This window comes from Aeromonas sp. HMWF015 (assembly GCF_963878965.1).
GTDB lineage: Bacteria > Pseudomonadota > Gammaproteobacteria > Enterobacterales > Aeromonadaceae > Aeromonas > Aeromonas veronii.
The window spans coordinates 1-4,293 of sequence record NZ_CAWNZT010000246.1 but is presented as its reverse complement, the minus strand read 5'-3'; the positions used below and the strand labels follow the sequence as shown (position 1 = coordinate 4,293).

5 protein-coding genes and 1 pseudogene are annotated in these 4,293 nt (G+C 62.3%); all 6 read right to left on the bottom strand.

The features are described from left to right. Nucleotides 1-818: type II secretion system protein GspL (gspL, locus tag AACS18_RS13165; protein WP_108612458.1), on the bottom strand; the 818-nt coding region annotated here is incomplete at its 3' end. A gap of 114 nt (nt 819-932) precedes the next feature. Next, nucleotides 933-1,940 (bottom strand): GspK family T2SS minor pseudopilin variant ExeK, encoded by a 1,008-nt coding sequence (exeK, locus tag AACS18_RS13160; RefSeq protein WP_108612457.1) that lies wholly within the window; start codon nt 1,938-1,940, stop codon nt 933-935. A gap of 112 nt (nt 1,941-2,052) precedes the next feature. Then, nucleotides 2,053-2,691 (bottom strand): annotated as a pseudogene (gene gspJ / locus AACS18_RS13155) (type II secretion system minor pseudopilin GspJ); the annotation flags it as partial. Next, nucleotides 2,688-3,047, bottom strand: a complete 360-nt coding sequence (gene exeI, locus AACS18_RS13150) for a GspI family T2SS minor pseudopilin variant ExeI (protein WP_108612455.1) — start codon at nt 3,045-3,047, stop codon at nt 2,688-2,690. The pseudogene gspJ and the gene exeI, both read right to left, overlap by 4 nt. After that, nucleotides 3,044-3,616 (bottom strand): GspH family T2SS minor pseudopilin variant ExeH, encoded by a 573-nt coding sequence (exeH, locus tag AACS18_RS13145; protein ID WP_108612454.1) that lies wholly within the window; start codon nt 3,614-3,616, stop codon nt 3,044-3,046. The genes exeI and exeH overlap by 4 nt, the downstream gene beginning before the upstream one ends. Before the next feature lie 38 nt (nt 3,617-3,654). Beyond that, entirely contained in the window at nt 3,655-4,086 is a 432-nt protein-coding gene (exeG, locus tag AACS18_RS13140; protein WP_041208232.1) for a GspG family T2SS major pseudopilin variant ExeG, read from the bottom strand. Between the last annotated feature and the right edge of the window lie 207 nt (nt 4,087-4,293).

Genomic DNA, 4,293 nt, shown 5'->3' with positions numbered 1-4,293 from the left:
GCCTTGTCCTGCTCCGCCAGCTGATGCAGCTGGACGCCGCGCTGGACGAGTGCTACCAGCAGCAAGAGGGCGGCGGTAATCGCCACCTTGCGCCACTGCAACCAGTAGCGGGCATATTCGGTCTGTGGCCGGTAAGGGCCGGTCAACAGGTTTGCGCGGCAGGTGAGGGCCCCCTTGGCCAGCAGCAGCATGGGGAGCTCGGGCTCGGCCGGCTGCCAGTTGGCCGCCGCAATGGCGGGCGCCGGGGTATGGCTGTGAATGGTGACGGGGTCGGCTTCGGCGGCCAGCAAGATGGCCAGCAGCGACTCGTCGGCCACGATCCCCTGACAGGCGTTCTGGCGGATCAGCCACTCGGCGCCGAGCTGCAGGGCAGACCAGCCCTCAGCCGCCTGCGGCAGTGCCAGCACATCGGGCAGCAGTTGCTGACTTCTAAGGCCGGCAGCGTCGAGCCAGCCGAGCCACTCGGCCATCTTCTGGCGATCCACCGCCATCAGGTCGACCTGCGGGCCGTCGTGGGCCAGCACCACCAGATGCAGCTCATCCACGTCGGAGGCGATCTGTTCTTCAAGCAGATAGGGCAGGGCCGCCGCCGACTGGCGGTTGTAGCGCCCCGGCAGGGTGACGCGGCGGAAGATCAGATCGCTGCCCGGCACCAGGGTGACCACGGGGCGGCCGCCAGCGCGCTCTTGCAGCTCGCCCAGCGCGTCAGCACAGAGGAGCTCGCCGGAGGCGATGATCTCCTGCTCCTGACTCGACCAGACCAGCCAGGCGACCGGTTGTTTGGTGGTCCCCAGACGGATGACCAGACTCTCGCTCACGTATCTCTCTCCTGCGATACCGGTTCGCGCGGGCCAGGCCGACGCAACCGGTGCGCAGCCCGCAGGCTGCATCCAATGTTTGCCCTGCCGGGAGTTGCTCCCGCCAGCGCTTGTTTATTCGGAGCCACTATTGAGGCGGCGCAGCATGACCAGCTTGTTATCCTTGCCCCGCTGGAAGATGCTCTCCAGCCAGGCGCGGTTGTCGCCGACCTCGGCAACCACGCGGGCTTCGAAAAAGTCGCTTTTGACCACCAGCGCCTCCTTGAGCCCCTTGACGCTCTCAAGAGGCACGGGCAGCTGATCCGTCATCAGCTTGGTCTCTTTCCACCCCTTTTTTGGCCGCTCGGTCAGTACCCGCTTGGCGTCATCGCTGCCAATCTTGCCCAGATAGAGGGCTGCCAGCAGCTCGGGGCGTTCCGGCAGCAGGGTGTTGATATTGATCTTCAGCTTGTCGCTTGGCAGCGTGCAGACATAGGGGGCCAGTGTGGCATAGACCCTGGCCGTTACGCCGCGCACCGCCCGCAATTCATCCTTGCCCAGCATCCACTGGTTGGCGGTGAGGTAGGGAGGCTTGAGTCCCTCGTAGTAGGCATCCTCGGCGCCGAGGCTGGAGACCAGCACCGTATCCTTGTCTGTCCAGTCGCGAATGGCATCGGTGAGCTGGGCCGCCTCGTAATCATCCATCGCCAGCTCCTTGAGCAGGGCGCGAAACACCTGCACCGGATAAGGTTGCTGCTCCAGCTCTTCCCCGTTGTTGCCCGCCTGATTGGGTACGCTCAGGCTGTTGAGGTTGAAGCAGGATTGCAGGTCGGTCACCTCGCCCTTGAGCTGGCCATCATCGACCGGAAACACAGTATTCTTGCTGGCCCACTTCTGGCCGAGGCTCACCACCTCGGGGTCATCCTTGAAGTCCTGTGCCAGCACCTTGCTCACCAGCGCCTCCGCCGAGAGGGCATACCACCAGGCTTGCTTGCCGGCGGTGACATTGCTGGTGCGGCGGAGCTCCAGCTGCAGGCGACCGCTCATGTTGCTGGCGATGATCACCATCACCGAGAGGATCAGCAGCACCACCAGCAGGGCCATGCCGCCCTGGCGGCCGGGGCGTACAGGGTTAGTTCGCATTGGCGCTCCCCCCGTTCTGGTTGCCGCCATTGCTGTTGTTACCACTGTTATTGCCGTTGCCGCCGTTGTTACCGTTATTGCTGTCGCCGCCCTGATTGGGATTGCTGCTCTGGCTGTTCTCTTCGGCGCGCTGGCCGCCGGCGCCAATCAGAAATTGCCGGCGAATGGTGCCGTAATCCTCCAGATCCAGCTCGACCGCGAGCCCGTAAGGGAGCACGCTGCGCTGGGTCCACTCCTCCTTCCAGCTCCCCTTGTCGTAGAAGTAGAGGCGAAACGCGGTGACGCCGGTCAGAAGCTGCTGGGTGCGTGGCTCGGTGCCGATCACCGGATCCGGATAGAGGTAGCTGAGGCGCTCCAGCTTCTGATCCTTGAGCCGCCAGCCGACCCGCTGCAGATGAGAGCGGGGCAGCATGCCGTCCGGGTTGAGCCAGCCGCTGCGCATAAAGGCCATGCCCCAGTCATCGCTCTGCTGGCCAAAACGGGAGGCGGCCAGCAGCACCTTGTTGTTCTCTCCCTCAATGCGGCCGCTGCGTGGCACCATCTGGGTGACATCCCGCTCCAGCAGGGTAAAGGCGAGCTGCAACTCGGAGAGGCGGGCCTCCTTGCGTTTGGCTACCTCGTCGCTGGTGAGCACCCCTTGCAGCACCTGATAGGCGCCCATACTGAGGGTGGCGAAGATGGCGATGGCCACCAGCATCTCCAGCAGGGTAAAACCACGGTGACGGGAAGGGCGGGTGTTGCTCGAGATCATCGGTTGATATAGGTCCGCATCATGGCGATCGGGTTTTCGGCCTTGGCCTCGGTGCGTACTTCCATATCGAGCGCCTTGAAGTTGCTGTCGCTGGTCGCGACCCCGCGATAGCGCCAGTACCAGGTCTGCCCGGCCATCTGCTCATCCCCTTCTACCCAGCTGTCGCCGGGCCACTTGTTCTCGAGCTTCTGCTGCACCAGCTGGTTCTCCACCACCCAGGTAGCGAGGGTCTTCTCTTCCAGATAGTTGAGGGCCGAGAGGTGCTCGCTGGCGGTCTTCATCACCGCGAGACCCGCAATGGCAAAGACGGCCAGCGCCACCATCACTTCGAGTAGTGTCATACCGCGGGCGTTCACTCTGTCACCTCTTCATCCTCATCACCGGTGAGCAGGGTGAGGCGGCCGAACTCGTCCCCCTTGACGATGCGGGTGTAGCGCACCTCGTCATCCTGCTGGCTGAAGGTGAGGGTAAAAGGGGTCAGCTCGCCACCGGGGAAGATAAGCAGCTGCGGGGTGTGCTCCTTGTCATCCCGCTTCTTTTCGCGCTCTTCATCGGGATCGGGCTGCCAGCCAAATCCCTCCAGCTCCAGGGTCAGCACCATGTTCTCCGGCAGTTGCACCTGACCCAGCTGCTTGTCACCGGTCAGGGCCAGCCACTTGCGATCCTTGGCCTGACGCTGCATAAACTGCCAGCCATTCTCCTCGACGCGAATGCCCACCAGCCGGCCATCCATCACCGAGTACTCCTGCGCCAGCTGCAGGGTTGCCATCAGGCGGCGCGCCTGCTTGTCGATCTCCCTGTCACCTTTTGCCCCCCCCATGCTGAGGGTGACGGCGGTGGCCACCAGCCCCATCAGCATGGCGACCAGCAACACTTCCAGCAGGGTAAAGCCGGATTGGTGGTGAGAGGAGAAAGCGGGCTTCATGCAGTCAGCTCACAATGAGTGCGGTGAGGAAGCATCACTTATTGGAAATCCTTCAGGTTCCAGTTGCCGATGTCGTCATCGGTACCGGCTTCGCCATCCTGACCCATGGAGAAGATGTCGATCTTGCCGTACTGGCCCGGGCTCAGCAGCTGATACTGGTTGCCCCAGGGATCCTGCGGCAGGCGCTTGATGTAGCCGCCATCGCGGTAGCTGCGCGGCGCCGGATCGATGGAGGGTTTGGTCACCAGTGCTTCCAGACCCTGTTCGGTGGTCGGGTAGCGGTTGTTGTCCAGCTTGTACATGTCGAGGGCATTTTCCAGCGCCACGATGTCGGAGACCGCTTTCTGCTGGTCGGCTTTCTCCTTGTTGCCCATCAGGTTGGGCACCACCAGACTGGCCAGAATGCCCAAGATCACGATGACTACCATAACTTCCAGCAGGGTAAAACCGGATTGACGACGCTTTTGCATTACTTTGACTCCCTCACAGATGAGATGGCATGAACCATCGACGATTGATTGTTAAACCGCGATCGTTCGATTACGCCTGTCGGCTAATCGAACCGACGAGGTCGATTGGATTGGTAGGTTCGAATAGCGAAGCGTATTCGGACATCCGAACCTTACATATTCACCATATTGTTGAGCTCGAGGATCGGCTGCAGGATCGACATCACG

What these genes read in the sequence shown, in the direction of transcription:
- exeH (WP_108612454.1), bottom strand. Translation starts at nt 3,616, where the DNA reads ATGAAGCCCGCTTTCTCCTCTCACCACCAATCCGGCTTTACCCTGCTG.
- exeK (WP_108612457.1), bottom strand. Translation starts at nt 1,940, where the DNA reads ATGCGAACTAACCCTGTACGCCCCGGCCGCCAGGGCGGCATGGCCCTG.
- exeG (WP_041208232.1), bottom strand. Translation starts at nt 4,086, where the DNA reads ATGCAAAAGCGTCGTCAATCCGGTTTTACCCTGCTGGAAGTTATGGTA.